14 protein-coding genes are annotated in these 19366 nt (G+C 63.6%); 2 read left to right on the plus strand and 12 right to left on the minus strand.

From position 1 onward, the window contains the following. Window positions 1-303: helix-turn-helix domain-containing protein (locus FURADRAFT_RS20960; RefSeq protein WP_456238946.1), on the plus strand; the 303-nt coding region annotated here is incomplete at its 5' end. Between the two features lie 113 nt (window positions 304-416). Here the strand turns inward: FURADRAFT_RS20960 and FURADRAFT_RS04825 are convergent. From FURADRAFT_RS04825 to FURADRAFT_RS04855, 7 genes are all read right to left on the minus strand, one after another. Next, a complete protein-coding gene (locus tag FURADRAFT_RS04825; RefSeq protein WP_236261540.1) occupies window positions 417-1172 on the minus strand; it encodes a sulfite exporter TauE/SafE family protein in 756 nt (251 codons plus the stop codon). Window positions 1173-1532: 360 nt separating this feature from the next. Then, complete coding sequence (locus FURADRAFT_RS04830) at window positions 1533-1820, minus strand: hypothetical protein (RefSeq protein WP_040652369.1); 288 nt, start codon at window positions 1818-1820, stop codon at window positions 1533-1535. Window positions 1821-1851: 31 nt separating this feature from the next. Beyond that, window positions 1852-2520, minus strand: a complete 669-nt coding sequence (locus FURADRAFT_RS04835) for a response regulator (RefSeq protein ID WP_008952999.1) — start codon at window positions 2518-2520, stop codon at window positions 1852-1854. 31 nt (window positions 2521-2551) lie between these two features. Then, window positions 2552-4489, minus strand: a complete 1938-nt coding sequence (locus FURADRAFT_RS04840; RefSeq protein WP_008953000.1) for a type IV pili methyl-accepting chemotaxis transducer N-terminal domain-containing protein — start codon at window positions 4487-4489, stop codon at window positions 2552-2554. Next, the gene (locus tag FURADRAFT_RS04845; protein WP_008953001.1) at window positions 4486-5133 is read right to left on the minus strand and encodes a carbonic anhydrase; all 648 of its coding nucleotides are present in this window, start codon (window positions 5131-5133) and stop codon (window positions 4486-4488) included. The genes FURADRAFT_RS04840 and FURADRAFT_RS04845 overlap by 4 nt, the downstream gene beginning before the upstream one ends. Window position 5134: 1 nt before the next feature. Beyond that, window positions 5135-6109, minus strand: a complete 975-nt coding sequence (gene moaA / locus FURADRAFT_RS04850) for a GTP 3',8-cyclase MoaA (RefSeq protein ID WP_008953002.1) — start codon at window positions 6107-6109, stop codon at window positions 5135-5137. Window positions 6110-6279: 170 nt separating this feature from the next. Continuing rightward, a complete protein-coding gene (locus tag FURADRAFT_RS04855) occupies window positions 6280-8250 on the minus strand; it encodes a methyl-accepting chemotaxis protein (protein WP_008953003.1) in 1971 nt (656 codons plus the stop codon). A 498-nt stretch (window positions 8251-8748) separates the two neighbouring features. Between FURADRAFT_RS04855 and FURADRAFT_RS04860 the strand changes: the two genes are divergently transcribed. After that, a complete protein-coding gene (locus FURADRAFT_RS04860) occupies window positions 8749-10773 on the plus strand; it encodes a site-specific recombinase (RefSeq protein ID WP_008953004.1) in 2025 nt (674 codons plus the stop codon). Window positions 10774-10842: 69 nt separating this feature from the next. Here FURADRAFT_RS04860 and narI read toward each other — a convergent pair whose 3' ends face one another. The 5 genes from narI to FURADRAFT_RS04885 all read right to left on the minus strand — a co-directional run bounded on the left by narI (window position 10843) and on the right by FURADRAFT_RS04885 (window position 19322). Next, window positions 10843-11529 (minus strand): respiratory nitrate reductase subunit gamma, encoded by a 687-nt coding sequence (gene narI / locus FURADRAFT_RS04865; RefSeq protein WP_008953005.1) that lies wholly within the window; start codon window positions 11527-11529, stop codon window positions 10843-10845. A gap of 60 nt (window positions 11530-11589) precedes the next feature. Further along, the gene (gene narJ / locus FURADRAFT_RS04870; RefSeq protein WP_008953006.1) at window positions 11590-12231 is read right to left on the minus strand and encodes a nitrate reductase molybdenum cofactor assembly chaperone; all 642 of its coding nucleotides are present in this window, start codon (window positions 12229-12231) and stop codon (window positions 11590-11592) included. Between the two features lie 11 nt (window positions 12232-12242). Continuing rightward, window positions 12243-13793, minus strand: a complete 1551-nt coding sequence (gene narH, locus FURADRAFT_RS04875; RefSeq protein WP_008953007.1) for a nitrate reductase subunit beta — start codon at window positions 13791-13793, stop codon at window positions 12243-12245. Between the two features lie 147 nt (window positions 13794-13940). Continuing rightward, on the minus strand, window positions 13941-17627 hold the full coding sequence (locus FURADRAFT_RS04880) for a nitrate reductase subunit alpha (protein ID WP_008953008.1): 3687 nt from the start codon (window positions 17625-17627) through the stop codon (window positions 13941-13943). A gap of 312 nt (window positions 17628-17939) precedes the next feature. Further along, window positions 17940-19322: a NarK family nitrate/nitrite MFS transporter gene (locus FURADRAFT_RS04885; RefSeq protein ID WP_008953009.1), complete on the minus strand. Its 1383-nt coding sequence runs from the start codon at window positions 19320-19322 to the stop codon at window positions 17940-17942. Window positions 19323-19366 lie beyond the last annotated feature (44 nt).

Here is a 19366-nt window from a genome sequence, read left to right on the forward strand (position 1 = left end):
GTGGACGAATACATTCGTGCGCATTTCAATCGCCCCATCACCATGGGTGAGTTGACGCGGATTGCCGGCATTTCAGCCGCACAATTGGAACGGTACTGCAAACGAGTCTTCCATCTGACACCCCGGCAAATGATCCATAAGGCGCGCCTGGAGCATGCGCATCGCTTACTTCATACCCAAATACCGATTACCGATGTGGCACTGCAGTGCGGTTACACCGACCACAGCGCATTCAGCCGGCAATTCAAGGCGCTGACTGGCTTCACACCACGGCAGTATCGTCAGGCTACAGAGCGCAGCTGATAGATAAGGCTTTACCACAGCCTCCCGCATCTCACGCATCCCAAGACGCACAAAAGCCCGGGGCGCCGATGTTGCCATCGGCGCCCCGGGCTCGGGAAAAGACATTGTCTCGATCAGTACACCAGCTTGGTTCCGACGATGGCCAGCATGATCGCCAGTGCCGGACGCATCCAGCGCTCCGCCATCTTCTTGGTGAGGCGGCTGCCAATCCAGATACCGGGCAGCGACCCCATCAGCAGGTTAACCAAGAGGCCGTAATCGAGGTTGCCGAGACTGGCATGACCGATCCCCGCCACCAGCGTCAGCGGCACGGCGTGGGCAATCTCGGTCCCCACCAGACGCGTGGTCGGCAGCACCGGGTAGAGCAGGAACAGGGCCAAGGTCCCCAGGGCACCGGCGCCGATCGAGCTCAGCGTCACCAGCACGCCCAGCATCACGCCGATCAGCACCGTCGGCACGGTGCGCGAGCGGGACTCATCCAGCAACGACGGGTTGATGCGATGCGCCAGTTTCACCAGCAGCGGCTTGAACAGAATGGCGAGTGCGGTCAGGATCAGCGCCGCTCCCAGGCTCACCTTGATCACGGCATTGATGGTGGCGGTAGGCAGGTCGATACGGGACAGCGCGAACAGGGTCAGCAGCGCCGCCGGCAGACTGCCGGTCGCCAGGCGCCTCGTAATGCCCCAGTCGACATGGCGCTGACGGTGATGAATCATCACGCCGCCGGCCTTGGTAATGGCCGCGTACAGCAAATCGGTACCGACCGCGGTGGCCGGGGGAATGCCGAACCACACCAGGATAGGGGTCATCAGCGAGCCACCGCCCACGCCGGTCAGTCCGACGACAAAACCAACGAGAAGACCGGCCACGACATAGCCCAACTCCATACGACCCCCAGATGCACTCGAAAACGATATGGGAGAGTAACCGATTAGCGTTATAACCAAATAGATTTTCTAATTTGATCAATATTCTAAAAGATCACTATTCATCTGCCCGGGGCATCGCTGTCCATCAAAACAGCATACTGAAGACTCCCGTCCTGACATGAAATCGAAATGATTCGGCGGCAAGCTGACCGTCAAGGACATTCCTGCAACATTTCCGGAACCGATGCCCATTTATGCTTTACAAAAGAATTAATTAGGGTCATTTTGTAAAGCGAATGCCTTCTGGTGTACAAGCCAGCAATGCAGTGATGAGGTGACAGGATGATCTCTCGTATCCCTCTAAGCGTTCGACGAAAACAGGCCCGCGATCAGCACGAAAGCTTTCTTTACGCGGTAGCCAAACCTCAACTCAGTGAAGCGGAAAAAGTCCGGCAGCAAAAAGTTCGCCAACGGGCGCACGACCGGGACGATGCCCGCTTTCTCGCCGAACGGTGTGACGATATTTTCTGATTGACCCCAGCCGGGGAACATTGCCCATACTGGCCAACCGTGGCCGGAGGGCGTGCTGATGCCATCAGACGGCTCCAGCGCCGTCACTTCCTGCCGCCACAATAAAAAAGCGGCCAAGGCCGCCTTTTTTGTTTCATGCTTTCCCCACCTACTCGCTGCGGCGCGCCACGCCGTGCTCCACTGCGTACACCGCCGCCTGCACCCGGCTCGACAGCCCCAGCTTTTTCAGGATGTTCTGCACGTGGATTTTCACCGTGCTCTCGGCCAAGTCGAGCGTGCGTGCGATTTCCTTGTTGCTCTGGCCTTGCGCCAGGAAACCGAGAATCTCCCGTTCGCGTGGCGTCAGCTTCTCCAGCTCCTGCTGCTGTTGCGACGGCGCCGGCGCACCGGCACGGAAATGCGCCATCAGCTTGGCGGTCATGGCCTCGCTCATCACCGACTCGCCGGCGGCGGCCTTGATGATGGACTGCTTGAGGAAGTCGGCATCGATGTTCTTCAGCAGGTAACCACGTGCGCCGGCCTTCAGCGCGGCAGTGAGGTCGTCGGCGTCTTCCGACACCGTCAGCATCACCACCGCCAGCGTCGGGTTGTCCTGCAACAGCAAGCCCAGCGCTTCCACACCCGAGATACCCGGCATGTGCAGATCGAGTAGCACCACATCCGGCATCAGCTGCTTTGCCAGTTTCACCCCTTCAGCCCCATCGGCGGCCTCGCCCACGACGGCCAGCTCGGGCTGGCGCGACAGCAGCATGCGGATGCCACTGCGAAACAGGGTGTGGTCGTCGACCAACAGGATGCGGATCGGGGTATCAGGCATAAGTCTCTCTTGGTTAAGGTCGATATTCGGCTCAGGCGGCCTTGCGCTGGGCCCGCGGCAGATGCAGGTGCACCGAAGTGCCCCGGCCCGGCTGACTGGAGATACGCAGGGCCACGCCGGCACGCGCGGCACGCTCCTTCATGATGGACAAGCCGAAATGGGTATCGGCCTTGCCCGCCACCGTCGCCATGGCGAAGCCGACGCCATTGTCCTTGATATCGAGCTCGAACGCACTCCCGTCGTCCTTGAGATGAACCACCACCTGCGTGGCCTGGGCGTGCTTGCGCACGTTCGACAGCACCTCCTGCAGGATAAACAGTATCTGCAACTGCTGTTCCGGCATCAGCGGCACCGTCAGCCCCTCGGAGCGCAGTTCCACCTTGATGCCGGTCTGGCGGCGGAAGCGCTCGAGCACGGTGGAGATGGCCTGCATCAGGCTCTCCGAGAGCTTGGAGCGGAAATTGTTGAGCAGCTCCCGCACATCGTCGTAGCTTTCCTTGATGCCGGTCTCGATCAGGCCGACGGTGTCGTCCAGCAACTCCTTGTCGCCAAGCTGCAGCGCCTGGCGCAGCATCTGGGCCTGCAGGTTCAGGAAGGACAAGCCCTGGGCAATGCTGTCGTGCAGCCCCTGCGCCACCAAGTTGCGCTCTTCCAGCACCGCCAACTCGCGCTCCTTGGCGAACAGGCGCTGGTTCTCGATGGCCACGGCCAGGTTTTGCCCCAGCACCTCGAGCAGGCGGGTCTGCTGCGGCGTCATGATGACGGACTGACGGTAATGCAGGTTGAACAAGCCCAGGGAACGCCCCTGCACCGTGATAGGGAAGGCGGAAATGACGCGGTAGCCTTCCCGGCTGCAGCTCTTGTTGTCCGCCACACTCAGGGTCTCCACCCGGCTGGACGAGTGTTCGGCCACCTCCCCGCACAGGCAGTCGCCCACGCGCATGCAATGCTCTTCCTTGAGCAGGGCCTCCGGCATGCCCTGATCCGCTACCACGTAGACGATGCCCTGCTCGTGATCGGTGAGGCGAACCGCCCCGCCGTCGGCGCGGTACGCCGCCATCACCTTAGCCAGGAAACCCTGGCACAGGCTTTCCAGCGATTGCGGCTGGTTCAGGAAAGCGGAGATTTCATAGAGCAGCGCCAGTTCCTTGTTCTTCTGCTGCAGCGAGGCGGTCTTGGCGCGGACTCGCTCTTCCAGCGTGGCGCGCGCTTCGGCCAGGCGTTGCGCCATCAGGTTGAAGCCCTGGCTCACCTGGGCGAACTCATCGTCAGACTCGACCGGCACCGAGACGTCGAGCTGGCCTTCGGCCAGGAGCTGGATACCCTGATGCAGCTTGTCGAGCGGATTGAGCACCAGCAGCATCATCATGTAGATCAGGGCGACCGTACCCACCACGGCCAGGGCCGCCAACATCAGTTGGCAATAGCGCAGGTACTCGGTGTTGCGCGCGTTGTAGGCCTCCATGTCGGCGACGAAACGATTGATCAAGTCGACGTAGTCGCTGGTCATGGACTGGAAACGAGCAATCGACTGCGGGCTGGCCTCGCTGCCCGCCGCCAGAATGGCCTGCCCCAAGGGGCGGATGCGCCCGTGCCACTGGTCGGCAACATTCTTGAAATCGAGCAGGATTTTTGCGGTGCGCGGCACCAGCAAGGGGCGGGCGCTATCACCCCTGCGCAATACCGCCAAGGTCTGGTCATAGCGGACGATGGAATTTTGCACCACTTCACGCGGCAGCTTGCCGTCGTGGAAGCGCTGCACATCGAGTGACAGCCGGGTGGCGCGCATGCGCAGGCTCCCAGCGTCGTTGATGGCGGCGGCACCCCCTTCGAGTTGCCAGGACAGCCACAGCGTCGCCCCGATGGCACTGAGCGCCATCAGTAGCACCGCCAGGAGGGCTCCAATGATCTTGGCCGACAAGCGAAACCCCAGCGGGCGGGACAAGTCGGCGGGGGGCGGGAGGGTCATGGGTCGGGCTTCTGAATCGGGCACACCAGTGGTACGAAGCGGTCCTGCTGCGGGTCGAACCCCCACAACGCGCCCTCATGGATGTCGAAATACCAGCCATCGAGCAGGAGCGAGCCCTGTTCGACACGCTCGCGCAGCCAAGGGTAGGACAGCAGGTTGTTGATGGAAACCAGAATAGCCGCCTTTTCGCATTGGCGCAGACGCTCTTCCTCGCTCACGTCGTCGTAGCTCGACTCGACGAAACGCCGCGCCGGCTCGGCGATATCCAGCCAGCGCTTCAGGGCGCTGGCCTCATCGGCAGAACGCTGCATCAGCGCCCGGATGCCGCCACAACTGGCGTGTCCGAACACGATGATGCGTTCCACCTTGAGCGACAATACCGCAAATTCGAGTGCCGCCGCCACACTGGCGTGCGTCAGCGTCTCGTCGCAAGGCGGCACCAGGTTGGCAACGTTGCGTACGATGAACAGCTCGCCCGGTTCGGAGCCGGTCAGGGTGGCGGGGTGCACGCGCGAATCGCAGCAACCGATCACCAGCGTGCTGGGACGCTGGCCGTGGCGCAATTCGTCAAAGAGGTCCAATTCGCCAAAGTAGCGGGACTGGAAACGGCGGAATCCTTGCAGCAGGGGTTCAACCGAACGCACGTCACCCCCCGGTCATCGACATGAAGCGCAGGATCTTGGTCGGTTTTTCGCGGAACTCGTGCTTTTCCGGCTTGAGCTCGATGGCGGCACGGATGGCGTCTTCCAGGCCAGCATCGCTGATACCGGCACGCAACAGGGGGCGCAACTCGAAACGCTCTTCCTGCCCCAGGCACATGTAGAGCGTGCCATCCACCGACAGGCGCAGGCGGTTGCAGGTAGCACAGAAGTGCTGCGAAATCGGTGTGATGACGCCGAGCGAGAACGCGTTGTCGCGGGTCTTCCAGTAACGGGCCGGGCCGCCGCCCAGCGTTTCGGCCTGCGGCACCAGGTCGAAGGTGCGGCGCAGGTTTTCCAGCACCGGCTGCAAGTCGAGGTAGTGCGCCGACTGCCCGGTTTCCCCCATCGGCATGGCTTCGATCAAGCGCAGCACGAACCCTTGCTCGATACAGAACGCCGCCATGCTTTCGATTTCGGATTCGTTGACGTCCTTCATCGCCACCATGTTGATCTTGATCGGGGCGAAGCCGACGGCCTTGGCGGCCTTCAGACCTTCCATGATCTGCGGCAGACTGTCGCGACCGGTGATCTCGTGCATGCATTCGCGCTTGAGCGAATCGAGGCTGATGTTGAGGCGGTTCACGCCGCCCTGGAACAGCGCTTCGGCATGACGCGAAAGCTGCGTGGCATTGGTTGTGAGCGAGAGGTCGTCGAGACCGTCGAGTGCGGACAGGCGCCCCGCCAGTTGCGGCAGATTACGGCGCAGCAGCGGCTCACCGCCTGTCAGGCGGACACGCCGCGTCCCCAAACGCACGAAGGCGGCGACCACGCGCTCGATCTCGTCGAACGTGAGCCAGTTTTCCGGCTCCTCGAAATCCTTGAAGCCCTTGGGAATACAGTAGGTACAGCGCAAATCACAGCGGTCGGTCACCGAGAGCCGCAGGTACTCGATGGTACGGCCGAAACGGTCGGTCAGCATATCAACTCCAGGCGGGGCATGTTCCCCGAACTTAAGCTCTTCATTGTTCAGTATATAGAAGGCAAAAGACGCGCACATTCCCACAAACGACCACCCCGAGCTATGCCGAAGTAACTAGGCCGGGTTCACCCCCCCCCGGTGGAGGGGCGCACACGGCCGGGAGACGACGGCTAGCCGGCGTGCTTGAAGCGGTCGACCATGGCGACCAGGTCGCCGGCGGTCTGGTTGAGCTGGGTGGCCAGCTCCGCCGCCTGGTGCACGATGGTCGAGTTGTCTTCGGCCAACGCGGCGATGCGCGCGATGTTCTGCGCCACTTCGGCGCTGGCGGCGGTCTGCTGCTGCATGGCGGCGGCGGTTTCCTCGCACTTGAGCGCGGAATCGCTGGCCTGACGGTGGATGCCGTCGAGATCGGCCACGGTGAGACCGACCCGCTCCAGCCCGACGTTCATCTGGCTGCGGGCGGAGTCCATCAGCCCGGCTGCGGCAAAGGTCTCCTGGCGGATACCGTCGACCAGGGTGGTGATTTCCAGCGTCTGCTGGCTGGTGCGCTCGGCCAGCTTGCGTACTTCGTCGGCCACCACGGCAAAACCACGGCCGGTCTCGCCGGCACGGGCCGCCTCGATGGCGGCGTTGAGTGCCAAGAGATTGGTCTGGTCGGCGATGTCGCGAATTGCCGTGATGATGGCGCTGATGTGCTGCGACTTCTCGCGCAACTGCCCGATCGACTCGCCAGCCCGGCCCAGCGCCGACGAGGTGTCGCGCATCACGCCGGTGGTTTCCCCCATGCGGGCGCGGCCGGCGTCCAGGCTGTCCTGCATGACGAACACGGTCTGCTGCGACTCGCGGGTATTGTCCTTGACCATGGCGATGCCGCTGGCCATTTCCTCGACCGCCGCGGCGATCTCGGTGGAGGACGCAGTCTGGGTCTCGGCGGCACGCGCGGCCCGGGCGGAGACCGCCTGCAACGCATCGGCGGCACCGACCAGCTGGTGGGCATTGTGCTTGACCTGCGTCAGCGTCGCCGCGAACGCGTCGACCAGATGATCGAACGCCTGGCCCATGCGCGCCATTTCGTCGCTACCGGGAACCTTGGCACGCACCGACAGATCCAGATCCTGGCTCATCCCGGTCATGACGCGCTCCAGACGCCGCACCGGGTTGCAGATGCCACGGTAGATCGACAACGCCAGCGTCGCCAGCAGCAGCAGCGCCAGCACGGTTCCGCCGATGGTGAGCACCAGGTCGCTACGGGCGCTGGCACGGGCGGCGGCGAGGCGGGTCGCCATGTCGGCAAGCAGACTGTCCTGCAGGGTTTTGAGACCGGCCATGCGGCGCGTGGAATCGCCGAACCAGCGTTCCGGCGCCACGCCGGCCGGCCCGCCGAGCGGCTGGCTGCGCAGCGCCTGGCGCAGCGCCAGCACAGCCTGCCCGTCGGCACTGTGCGCCTGCGCATCGGCCTGCTGCAGGAAGCGCTCCGACCCCAGTTGGCGCGCCTGCGCAGCGCACGCTTCCTGCTTGGCGGCGAGGGCATCGAACTGGCTCATGCTGGCCTGATCGAAGCTCCCCCGGACCAGCACACCGTTGACGAAGCCACGCTCGCGGCCGGCGAACTCCTTCTCGCACAGGACGTTGAGCAGCACCGTGGTCTCGCGCAACGCTTCCGGCTCCTGGCCGGACTTGGCCAGTTGCGCGATCAGCCCGGCCAGCGCCTCGATGCGCTCGGAAAACGCCGCAAACAGGGCCGGTGCGCCCACGCTGCGCGCGTCGACCGCCGGGCGCTGTTGCAGCAGCGCCTCGATGCTGGCCACCTGCGCCGTGCCCTGCCCCGCTGCGTCGAGCTCGGCGAGGCCGGCCTTGAAGGCGGCGAACGCCGTGCCGGTCTGGCCGCGTGCCTCGTTCAGCGCCGGCGGTACACTTCCCTGGGCGTGCAGATAGCCGTTGCTCAAGCCGCGCTCCACCTGCAGGGCATGGATCAGCCCGCTGGCCAGCCCCGCCATCTGCACCTGCCGTTGCGACAGCTCCAGTTGCCGCACCCCGTGCCAGCGTTCCATGGAGATCACCGATGCCAAGCCGATCGTCACGAGGGCGAAGGGCACCAGCAACAGCAGCAGCTTGGCGGCAAGAGAAAGGCGGGACAGCATCGACATCGACTCCAGTTAAATACTCGTGAGCAAGCAATAAGCACACCATGCGCAATACGCCTGCAACATGGTCATGAAATGCTCAGCGGCCACACTCGTGATCGTGGGCACGCGGGGGTGGAAAACGACAGGAAACGGCGGCCCCGGTACGTGTCGGCGAGGCGGTGCACAGCAGCAGCCGAGGGCGGCAGCACCCATGCGCATGGTAACGATTACGACGACATGACACACTCATCCGAAAGAACTAATTGCGCCGTGCCATGGTCTGTCATGATTTGCATGGAGTTCTGACTACCCGTTCGCAAATGGCCGGGCATCCGCCCCGCGCCAGGGCAAGGCCCTGGCAGCGACCGCCCTGCTGTGGTGCATTGAGGTACCCGATCCGAAATGTGCGCCCGCTTGCCGACGGGTTTCCCCGGGCATCCGCCCCTCTTTCAAGCAGGCCAACTTAGGCCATCCTATCCACTCGCCGGCGCTTGCCGGCCGGAGAACTTGCCTATGGATACCTTGCTGCGTGCGCTGGCCGATGGTCAAGCGCACTCCCCGACTTCGCTGCTGGCCGGTCTGATCGACTTGGTCCGGCCCGCCCACCCTTCCGACAGCGCCCAGGCAATCAAGAACGTGCGGGCGCTGAGCTACCTGCTGGAGCAGCGCCCGGATTACCGCGCCAACCTGCGCCGCTGCCTGCTGCAACAGCTGAGCAGCACGCGCCAGATCCAGCTCTATACCGACGTCGGCATCCTGTCGAACGCAGGTTTCTTTTCGTCGATGAAGACGCGTATCGGCGAGAGGCTGCTGCCGCCGCCGCAGAACCCGGATTACCTGAAAGACGTGTTCAGCAGCCTGTTCCGTGACAAGCGCGATTACCAGTGGGTGCAGCAATTGCCGCAGGAAGTGTGCGGCGACGTGTGGCGCGCGCTGCACTGGGAGGAAGAAACCGACACCGAGGCGCGCGCGCATACCCGCTGGCAGCTGCTGGAAGCCGTGCAGGTGCTCTCCTCGCGCATCGTGGCGATCGGTCTGGAACCGGAGCTGGTGCGCGTGCACCCGGACATCGAGCGCTTCGAATCGCCGTTCCTGCACTTGAACGCCGAGGTGTTCCGCTTCGTCGAAAGCCAACAACACGCCGCGACCGACGACAGCGAGACCGGCGAGGACGAGAAACACATCCTGGTGCTGCTGGAACAGTGCGAGGGCATCGTCCTGCGCATCCGCAAGAACGCCGCGCGCTACGGTATTTCGGTCAGCCTGACCTACCATCTGCAGCGACTGCAACAGCACATCCACCGCCTGCACCAGGTATTGACACTACTGACCCCAGGCTACGACCCGGTGGCCGACCCGACGCTGTTCCAGTTCCTCGGCGAGCTGGTGCGCGCCGACAACCGCCACCACAAGCTGTCCGACCTGTTCACCTCGAACATCGAGCTATTGGCGCTGCAGGTGACCGAACACGCCGGCCAGCGCGGCGAGCACTACATCGCCGAGAGCCGCAGCGAGTGGCTGGGCATGGCCAAGGCGGCGATGGGAGCCGGGCTGCTGGTGGGCTTCATGGCGCTGATCAAGCTGACGCTGGCGCAGGCGCACCTGCCCCTATTGCTGGAAGGGATGGCCTTCGGCCTGAACTATGCCTTCGGCTTCATGCTGATCCAGCTGCTGCATTTCACCGTTGCCACCAAGCAGCCGGCGATGACGGCCGCACGCCTGGCCGCCGCGATCCACACCCCGAACGGCGGCAGGGCACAGTTGAGCGAGCTGACGGAACTGGTGGTCAGCGTGCTACGCACCCAGTTCATCGCCATCGCCGGCAACGTGGTGATGGCGCTGCCGGTGGCCTGGGCGATCGCCGAGGGCTGGAAACATCTGTTCGGCTCCCAGGCGGTGAGTGTGGCCAAGGCGCAGCACCTGTTGCACGAGATCGACCCGCTGGCCAGCCTGTCGCTGTTTCACGCCGCCATTGCCGGGGTGTACCTGTTCTTGGCGGGCCTGATCGCCGGCTACTATGACAACCTGGCGATCTACCAGCGCATTCCGGAGCGGCTGGCCGCGCTGCCGTGGCTCAACCGCCTGATCGGCGAGCATCGCACGCGACGCCTGGCGCAATACGTGGAACACAACCTGGGGGCGCTGGCCGGCAACTTCTATTTCGGCCTTTTCCTGGGGCTGACAGGCACCATCGGCCTGCTGCTGGGGCTGCCGATCGACATCCGTCACATCACCTTCGCTTCGGCTAACCTGGCCTTCGCGGCGGTGGGGCTCGACTACACCATCAGTTGGCAGACGCTGACGTGGTCGGTGTTGGGTATCGGCCTGATCGGGCTGCTCAACCTGTTGGTGAGCTTCAACCTGGCACTGTGGGTGGCGTTGCGTTCACGCAAGCTGACGCTGCGCGACGCACTGCCGCTGCTGCCGGCGGTGGCGCGCCACTTCCTGCACCGGCCGCTTGACTTCTTCTGGCCACCACGCCGTCCGGCGACGGAGGACGAGGCCATGGTCGAGACGCTGGAAGCAGGCCCGCGTTGACCGGCCATCCAGCATAGAAAAAGCGCTGCCCGCGGGCAGCGCTTTTTAGTGTTGCGAAGATGAGCCGGCTCAGGCGCGCGGGCGCACCAGCTGCCAGGCACGGCCGAGGTAGCCCACGGCGGCGAAACCGCTCCACACGTGCACCAGACGGGTGAACGGGAAGATCAGGAACAGGCTCATGCCCATGAACAGGTGCATCTTGAACACGATCGAGGCACCGGCGATGTAGCTGGCCGCGTCGCCCCGCAGGGTGATGATGTGCTGCGCCCAGGTCATCAGCAGGACCATTTCGTGGCCGTCCAGATGGCCGGCGGAGACGAAGATGGTGGACAGGCCCAACAGCAGCGTCAGCAGGATCCACACCATCACCAGCTTGTCGCGCCAGGTGCTGTTGACGGCCAGGCGGTCGTTGCCGAAGCGGCGCTGCAGCAGGATCAGCACGCCGATCAGGCACAGCGTGCCCATGATGCCGCCGGCGGTCATGGCGAACACCTGCTTGAAGGAGTGGGCGACGCCCAGCGCGTCCCACACTGCCACCGGAGTCAGGAGACCGACCATGTGACCGAAGAACAGGCCGATGATGCCGATGTGGAACAGGATGTTGCCCAAGCGCAGGCTACCGCGATGCAGCAGCTGGCTCGACTCGCTCTTCCAGCTGTACTGCTCGCGGTCGAAGCGCACCAGACTTCCCAGCAGGAAGATCGACAGGGCGATGTACGGGTACACCCCGAACAGGAATTGATGCAAGGTATTCATGACTTTCCTCCATTCCGCTTCGGCCAACCTTGTCGGCCGACCGAAAGCGGCAGGTGATAATCAGGCACGCGGCCGTTGCGGGTAGAAGTTGACCGGAGCGATCTCGGGACGCAGCGTCGGCTTGAGCAGGGGCTCGATGCCGTCCGCGCCGGGACCGAAGGTTTCCAGCGCCTCGTCCATATCGCGCACCGGCGGCACCGTGAGCGGCTCCGGCGCTACCGGGGACAGCCACACCACCGCATCGAGCACGCCGGCGTAAACGCTGTTGTGCTCGCGCAGGCGGCCTGCAACGTGGGCCACCACGTGCACGGCGTCGGACAACAGCCTGCCTGCTTCCTCGGCATCGGTCTGAGACAGGAACTCCAGGAACAGCGGCAGGTAATCCGGCAGTTCGCTGGTCATCATCTCGAAACCGTGGCCCTTGTACTCCTCCATCAGGTCGACCATGGCCTGGCCACGCGCCCTGTCCTCGCCGTGAATGTGCTCGAACAGGTGCAGCGAGTGCGACGGGTTGCGGTCGAACACCAGCACGTAGTTCTCCTGCAGCGCGATCAGCTCGCCCGCTTCCAGCTCGGCCAGGAGCGGAGCTACCTGCGGCTCCAGCCCGGCGTCAGCCAACAGCGCCCGAATTTCCGGCAAGGCTTCGAGCAGTTCCGGCTCGGGGTAGCTCAGCAGCGCCGACAGCGCCTTGAAGTGTTTCATCATGCTCTCCTTCACTGGCCGGCGTTAGCCTTGCGGTCGCGACGCAGGTCGTGGAACACGATCGGCGTGGCCTTCTTCTTGCCGAACAGGCTGTGGTCGGTCGCCCCGCTGGAGCAGCCGTTGCCGAAGCTGAAGCCGCAGCTGGCCTTGTCGTCGAAGGTATTCTCGACCATTTCCTTGTGGGTGGTCGGGATCACGAAACGGTCTTCGTAGTTGGCGATGGCCATCACGCGGTACATCTCTTCCACCTGCAGCGGCTTGAGATGCGTGCCCTTCAGGGTGGCGGCGTCGCTGACCTTTTCCACGCTCTTCTTGCGCATGTAGCGGCGCATGGCGACCATGGTTTCCAGCGCCTTGACCACCGGCTCTTCCTTGCCTGCGGTGAGCAGGTTGGCGAGGTAGCGGATCGGGATGCGCAGATCCTTGACGTCCGGGATGATGCCGTTCTCGCCGATCAGGCCGTTTTCCAGCGCGGACTGGATCGGCGACAGCGGCGGGATGTACCACACCATCGGCAGCGTGCGGTATTCCGGGTGCAGCGGGAAGGCAACCTTCCACTCCATCGCCATCTTGTACACCGGCGACTTCTGCGCGGCGGTCAGCCAGGCATCCGGAATGCCCTGCTTCTTGGCTTCGGCGATGATCTCCGGCGCGTTCGGGTCGAGGAACACGCCCAGCTGCGCTTCGTACAGGCTCTTCGGATCTTCCACGCTGGCGGCGGCTTCGATCTTGTCGGCGTCGTACAGCAGCACGCCGAGGTAACGGATACGGCCGACGCAGGTCTCGGAGCACACCGTCGGCTGACCGGCTTCGATACGCGGGTAGCAGAAGATGCACTTCTCGGCCTTGCCGGTGGTCCAGTTGTAGTAAATCTTCTTGTACGGGCAGCCCGACACGCACATGCGCCAGCCGCGGCACTTGTCCTGGTCGATCAGCACGATACCGTCGTCTTCACGCTTGTAGATGGAGCCGGATGGGCAGGAGGCGACGCAGGCCGGGTTGAGGCAGTGTTCGCACAGGCGCGGCAGGTACATCATGAAGGTGTTCTCGAAAGCCGAGTACATTTCCTTCTGGATGCCTTCGAACAGCGCGTCCTTGGAGCGCTTGCTGAATTCGCCGCCGAGGTCGTCTTCCCAGTTCGGACCCCATTCGATCTTGTCCATCTTCTTGCCGGTCACCACCGACACCGGCCGTGCGGTCGGCGGGGTGATCATTTCCGGCGCGTTCTGCAGGTGCTCGTAGTCGTAGGTGAACGGCTCGTAGTACTCGTCGATGGACGGCAGGTTGGGGTTGGCGAAGATGTTGGACAGGATCTTCAGCCGGCTGCCCTGGCGCGGTTCCAGCTTGCCGTCGGAACGGCGTACCCAGCCGCCCTTCCACTTGTCCTGGTTTTCCCATTCCTTGGGATAACCGACGCCGGGCTTGGTTTCGACGTTGTTGAACCAGGCGTACTCCACCCCGTCGCGGCTGGTCCACACGTTCTTGCAGGTCACCGAACAGGTGTGGCAGCCGATACACTTGTCGAGGTTGAGCACCATGCCGATTTGGGCTCGGATTTTCATGTTGATTCTCCAGTTTGGCGGAAGCCCTTACTTGGCACCGCTGTGTTTGCCTTGCCCGCTCAGGGGCGTTCCGCCGAACTTCAATGGAATTAGGGAGTACAGGGGCGTTTCGCCGTCATCCGACGAAACGCCCTTCGGGCTCGCGCCCTACTCAGCCGACGGCCGATCCATCCAGTCCACGTTCTTCATCTTGCGTACGATCACGAATTCATCGCGGTTGGAACCGACCGTGCCGTAGTAGTTGAAGCCGTAGGAGAGCTGGGCGTAGCCACCGATCATATGGGTCGGCTTGGTCACCGCACGCGTCACCGAGTTGTGGATACCGCCGCGCTTGCCGGAGGTTTCGGCACCCGGCACGTTCACGATCTTCTCCTGGGCGTGGTACATCAGGCTCATGCCGTTGGGCACGCGCTGAGATACCACGGCACGGGCGGTCAGGGTGCCGTTGACGTTGAACACCTCGATCCAGTCGTTGTCGACGATGCCGGCTGCCTTGGCGTCGTCCTCGGAGATCCACACGTGCGGACCGCCACGCGACAAGGTCAGCATGCGCAGGTTGTCGGAGTAGGTACTGTGGATGCCCCACTTCTGGTGCGGGGTGATCCAGTTCAGCACGATCTCCTTGTTGCCGTTCGGCTTGGCCCCGAGCATGGCGCCGGTGGTCTTCAGGTTGATGTGCGGGCGGTAGCTCGAGAAGCCTTCGCCGAAGGCACGCATCCACTGGTGATCCTGATAGAACTGCTGACGACCGGTGATCGTTCTCCAAGGAATCAGCTCGTGCACGTTGGTGTAGCCGGCGTTGTAGCTGACCTCTTCGCTTTCCAGGCCGGACCAGGTCGGCGAGGAGATGATCTTCCTCGGCTGAGCCTGTACGTCGCGGAAGCGGATCTTGTCGTGCTCGCGCGGGATCGCCAGGTGGGTGTGGTCACGCCCGGTGATCTTGGACAGCGCTTCCCAGGCCTTGACCGCAACGTGGCCGTTGGTTTCCGGTGCCAGCGTCAGGATCATCTCGGCGGCGTCAATCGCGGTGTCGAGCTTGGGCTGGCCCTTGGACACGCCCTCCTCGGTGACGACGTGGTTGAGGTGACGCAGCTCTTCGATTTCGTGGCCAGTCTTCCAGCCGATGCCCTTACCGCCGTTGCCGGCTTTTTCCAGCAAGGGGCCGATCGAGGTGAACTTCTTGTAGATGTCGCCGTAGTTGCGCTCGACCACGGTCATGGTCGGCATGGTCTTGCCCGGAATCGGCTCGCACTCGCCCTTCTTCCAGTCGCGCGGGTCGAACGGCTGGCCCAGTTCGCTCGGGGTGTCGTGCATCAGCGGGGTGAGCACCAGGTCCTTGCGGGTGCCGAGGTAGTCGCCGGCCAGTTCCGAGAACTTCTTGGCGATGCCCTTGTAGATTTCCCAGTCGGACTTGCTCTGCCACAGCGGCTGCACGGCTTCGGACAGCGGGTGGATGAACGGGTGCATGTCGGACGTGTTGAGGTCGTCCTTCTCGTACCAGGTGGCGGTCGGCAGCACGATGTCGGCGTAGAGACAGGTGGTCGACATGCGGAAGTCCAGCACCACCAGCAGATCGAGCTTGCCTTCGGCGGCCGGGCGTACTTTGACTTCCTTCGGCTTGATGCCGGTCTGCTCGTCGTCCATCAGCGCGTTCTGCGTGCCGAGCAGGTACTTCAGGAAGTACTCGTGGCCCTTGCCGGACGAACCCAGAATGTTGGAGCGCCACACGAACATGTTGCGCGGGAAGTTGGCCGGATTGTCCGGGTCGTCGCAGGACATGTCGAGCTGGCCGTTGCGCAGGCTGTCGACGGCGTGCTGCACGGCGTCCTTGCCCAGCGATTCGGCTTCGGCAGTCACGTCGAGCGGGTTCTTGGCGAGCTGCGGTGCGGACGGCAGCCAGCCCAAGCGTTCGGCCTTAGCGTTGAAGTCGATCAGCGACATCTCGGCCATCTTGCCGTCGGCGGTCGGGGCCAGGATTTCGCTAGCGCCGAGTTTTTCATGGCGCCACTGGCTGGTATGGGCGTAGAAGAACGAGGTGCCGTTCATCTGGCGCGACGGGCGCACCCAGTCGCTGGCAAAGGCGAGCGGGGCCCAGCCGGTTTGCGGGCGCAGCTTTTCCTGGCCGACGTAGTGGCACCAGCCACCACCGCTCTGGCCGACACAGCCGCACATCATCAGCATGTTGATGATGCCGCGGTAGGTCATGTCCATGTGGTACCAGTGGTTCAGCGCGGCACCGACGATGACCATGGACTTGCCCTGGGTCTTGTCGGCGTTCTCGGCGAACTCGCGCGCCACCTGGATCACCATTTCCGGCTTCACGCCGGTGTGCTTCTGCTGCCAGGCCGGGGTATACGGCACGTCGTCCATGTAGGAGGTGGCCACGTTGCCGCCGCCCAGGCCGCGATCGACGCCATAGTGCGCCATCATCAGGTCGAACACGGTGGCGACCAGCGCCTCGCTGCCGTCGGCCAGCTGCACCTTCTTGGCCGGCACGTTGCGCATCAGCAGGTCGTCGTGCTCGGCGCCGAAGTACGGGAAGCCGACGCTGACCACTTCGTCGCGGTCGTCCAGCAGCGACAGGCGCTGCTTGATCTCGCGGCCGCTGTGGCCATCTTTCTCTTCCAGGCTCCACTTGCCGGATTCACCCCAGCGGAAGCCGATGGAACCGGTCGGGGCGACGATGTTGCCGGTGTTGTCGTCGTAGACCAGGGTCTTCCATTCCGGGTTGTTGTCTTCGCCCAGGTGGTCGACCAGGTTGGAGGCACGCAGGAAGTAGTCCGGCTCGTAACCCTTGGCGCCGTTCTTGAGCAGCACCAGCATCGGCATGTCGGTGTACTGGCGCACATAGTCGTTGAAGTAGGCCGACTTGCCGGTCTTGTGGTACTCGTTGAGGATGACGTGGCCCATGGCCATCGCCAGCGCGGCATCGGTACCCTGCTTCGGCGCGAGCCAGATGTCGCCGAACTTGGCCATTTCGCCGAAGTCGGACGATACCGCCACGGTCTTGGTGCCCTTGTAGCGCACTTCGGTGTAGAAGTGGGCGTCCGGGGTACGCGTCATCGGGATGTTGGAACCCCATACCATCAGGTAGGTGGAGTTGTACCAGTCGGCCGATTCGGCGACGTCGGTCTGCTCACCCCAGATCTGCGGGCTGGACGGCGGCAGGTCGCAATACCAGTCGTAGAACGACAGCGGCACGCCACCGATCAGGCTGAGGTAGCGGCTGCCGGAGGCGTAGCTGATCATCGACATGGCCGGAATCGGCGAGAAGCCTACCACGCGGTCCGGTCCGTAGTTCTTCACGGTGAACGCGTTGGCGGCGGCGATGATCTCGTTGACTTCATCCCAGTTGGAACGCACGAAACCACCCAGGCCGCGCTTGGACTTGTATTCCTTGGCGGTTTCGGCGGTCTGGCTGATCTTTGCCCAGGCCTCGATCGGGCCCAGGGTCTTGCGTGCCTCGCGCCACAGGCGCATCAGGCGGCCACGCACCATCGGGTACTTCACGCGCTGCGCGGAATAGACGTACCAGCTGTACGAGGCGCCGCGCGGACAGCCGCGCGGTTCGTGGTTAGGTAGATCCGGGCGGGTGCGCGGATAGTCGGTCTGCTGGGTTTCCCAGGTGATCAGACCGTTCTTAACGTAGACCTTCCAGCTGCACGAGCCGGTACAGTTGACACCATGGGTGGAGCGGACGATCTTGTCGTGCTGCCAGCGCTGGCGATACGCGTCCTCCCACTTGCGATCCTCGTTCACGACGGCGCCGTGGCCGTCGGAGAAGGTGCTGCGGACCTTGCCGAGAAAATTCAGGCGGTCGAGAAAATGGCTCATCATGCCTCCAAACATTGGCCGCGCAAGAGAGGCGCGGCTGACCCGTTGTCACATTGCAAAGCTTAGGGAAACCCGGTCCAGCACGACATTCGCCAAAGGTTGGCCGAAGCCTGCGCATTGGCACTACCCCCTCCCCCTGCCGCCCGGCCATCCCGGCTACTCCCAAAGAACTACCCCGCCCAAACCCATCGCCGCAGGCGCAAAAAAAATCCCCGCACAGGGCGGGGCAAAGAGTCGACATAAAGGGAAGCGGACGGGTGCCATCGACGGCACCCCTGGCAACGAGACCCAAGCCTCGTCAGTGTGCCGTTCTCAGCACGGTACTTCGGCGTTCTTGCGTGCGTAGTACCAGCCGTTGATCACCAGGCAGCTGAGGTAGAAGGCGATGAAGGCGTACAGCGCGGCCTCGACGCCACCGGTCAGCGCAATCGAGGTGCCGTAGCTCTTCGGAATGAAGAAGCCGCCGTAGGCACCGACCGCACCGGAGAAGCCCAGCACCGCAGCAGCCTCCTTGGTGGCATTGGCGACGGCCTGCTTCTGTGCCGCCTCGCTGCTGCCGGCCATGCGCTTGTGCAGGGTCAGGAAGATGGTCGGCACCTGCATGAAGGTGGAACCGTTGCCGATGCCGGTCAGCGCGAACAGGCACAGGAACATCGAGAAGAAGCCCTGGAAGCTGCCGCCCTGGCCGCCGTGCGGCAGGAACTGCAGCACGCCGAACACCGCGGCGATCATCAGCGCGAACACCGCCTGGGTCACCTTGGCGCCACCGATCTTATCGGCCAGCCAGCCACCCACCGGGCGGGCCAGGGCACCAATCAGCGGGCCGAGGAAGGCGTACTTGGTCGGGTCGATATCCGGGAACTGGCCTTTCACCAGCAGCGGGAAGCCAGCGGCAAAACCGATGAAGGAACCGAAGGTACCGATGTAGAGCCAGCACATCAGCCAGTTGTGCTTGCGCTTGAAGATCACCGCCTGGTCGGCGAACGAGGCCTTGGCCGAAGCAATGTCGTTCATGCCGAACCATGCTGCCACCGTCGACAGCACGATGAACGGCACCCAGATGAAGCCGGCGTTCTGCAGCCACATCAGCTTGGTCTGGCTACCCTTGATCCAGGTCTGCGGCTCGCCGCCGAAGGCGCCGAACACGCCGGCGGTGATCACCAGCGGCACCACGAACTGCACCAGCGACACGCCGAGGTTGCCGAGGCCGGCGTTGAGGCCGAGCGCGGTACCCTTCTCCGCTTTCGGGAAGAAGAAGCTGATGTTGGCCATCGACGAGCTGAAGTTGCCGCCGCCGAAGCCGCACAGCAGAGCCAGGAAGGCCATGGTGCCGTAGCTGGTGGAGGTATCCTGCACCGCGAAGCCGATGCCTACCGCCGGCAGCAGCAGCGTGGCGGTGGAAAACGCGGTCCACTTGCGGCCACCGAAGATCGGCACCATGAAGGAGTAGAAGATGCGCAGCGTGGCGCCGGACAGGGCCGGCAGCGCGGCGAGCCAGAACAGCTGATTCTGGGTGTAGTTGAAGCCGATGTTCGGCATGTTCAACACCGCCACGCTCCACACCTGCCAGATCACGAAGGCCAGCGTCAGCGCCGGGATCGAAATCCACAGGTTGCGCCGGGCCACCGCCTTGCCCTCATCCTGCCAGAACGCCGAGTTTTCCGGCTCCCAGCGTGTCAGTACGTAAGACGTCATGGTAAGAGTCCTCCAGGGAGAGGGCTCCAGGGGGAGCCCTCCTT

This window comes from Pseudogulbenkiania ferrooxidans 2002 (genome assembly GCF_000174355.1).
GTDB lineage: Bacteria > Pseudomonadota > Gammaproteobacteria > Burkholderiales > Chromobacteriaceae > Pseudogulbenkiania > Pseudogulbenkiania ferrooxidans.